General features: G+C 57.2%; 1 other annotated feature (running past one end of the window).

The window, feature by feature from the left end:
• Positions 1–1,533, bottom strand: a sequence feature (mutual gap in cmsearch alignment for this rRNA model is longer than 100) (it extends 1,491 nt beyond the left edge of the window).
• Between the last annotated feature and the right edge of the window lie 57 nt (positions 1,534–1,590).

Consider the following 1,590-nt stretch of genomic DNA (forward strand, 5'->3'; position numbering starts at 1 on the left):
TTGGGCGGTTAGTATCACAAGGTTCGCCATGGGCGCGTTCACACGGGTACGGGAATATCAACCCGTTGTCCATCGACTACGCCTGTCGGCCTCGCCTTAGGTCCCGACTTACCCTGGGCGGATTAGCCTGGCCCAGGAACCCTTGGTCATCCGGCGGCAGAGTTTCTCACTCTGCTTTCGCTACTCATGCCTGCATTCTCACTCGTCCAGCCTCCACACCTGGATCACTCCGGCGCTTCGATGGCTGAACGACGCTCCCCTACCCATCCAGACATAATCTGAATGACACGGCTTCGGCGGTGTGCTTAAGCCCCGCTACATTGTCGGCGCAGGACCACTTGACCAGTGAGCTATTACGCACTCTTTAAAGGGTGGCTGCTTCTAAGCCAACCTCCTGGTTGTCTGAGCGACCCCACATCCTTTCCCACTTAGCACACACTTAGGGGCCTTAGCCGGTGTTCTGGGCTGTTTCCCTCTCGACTACGAAGCTTATCCCCCGCAGTCTCACTGCCGCGCTCTCACGTACCGGCATTCGGAGTTTGGTTGATTTCGGTAAGCTTGTGGGCCCCCTAGACCATCCAGTGCTCTACCTCCGGCACGAAACACACGACGCTGCACCTAAATGCATTTCGGGGAGAACCAGCTATCACGGAGTTTGATTGGCCTTTCACCCCTAACCACAGCTCATCCCCCAGGTTTTCAACCCTGGTGGGTTCGGGCCTCCACGCGGTCTTACCCACGCTTCACCCTGGCCATGGCTAGATCACTCCGCTTCGGGTCTAGACCACGCGACTACACCGCCCTGTTCGGACTCGCTTTCGCTACGGCTACCCCACACGGGTTAACCTCGCCACGCAGCACTAACTCGCAGGCTCATTCTTCAAAAGGCACGCCGTCACCCCTAAAGGCTCCGACGGATTGTAGGCACACGGTTTCAGGTACTATTTCACTCCCCTCCCGGGGTACTTTTCACCTTTCCCTCACGGTACTAGTCCGCTATCGGTCACCAGGGAGTATTCAGGCTTAGCGGGTGGTCCCGCCAGATTCACAGCGAATTTCACGAGTACGCTGCTACTTGGGAACACTACAAAGAGACACCGGGTTTTCACGTACGGGACTCTCACCCTCTACGGCCGCGCTTTCCAGACACGTTCCGCTAACCACAGTGTTTTCTGACTCCTTGCCAATCCGGCAGAACTGGCCAGTAGGTCCCACGACCCCGCACACGCAACCCCTGCCGGGTATCACACGAATACGGTTTAGCCTCTTCCGCTTTCGCTCGCCACTACTCACGGAATCACGGTTGTTTTCTCTTCCTGCGGGTACTGAGATGTTTCACTTCCCCGCGTTCCCTCCACACGCCCTATGTGTTCAGGCGCGGGTGACCCCACATGACTGAGGCCGGGTTTCCCCATTCGGACATCCTTGGATCACAGCTCGGTTGACAACTCCCCAAGGCTTATCGCAGTCTCCTACGTCCTTCATCGGCTCCTGGTGCCAAGGCATCCACCGTGTGCCCTTAACAACTTGCCACAAAGATGCTCGCATCCACTGTGCAGTTCTCAAAGAACAACCAGACACCACCCCGCA

The sequence above is a fragment of the Actinosynnema sp. NPDC023587 genome (assembly GCF_040640215.1).
Lineage (GTDB): Bacteria > Actinomycetota > Actinomycetes > Mycobacteriales > Pseudonocardiaceae > Actinosynnema.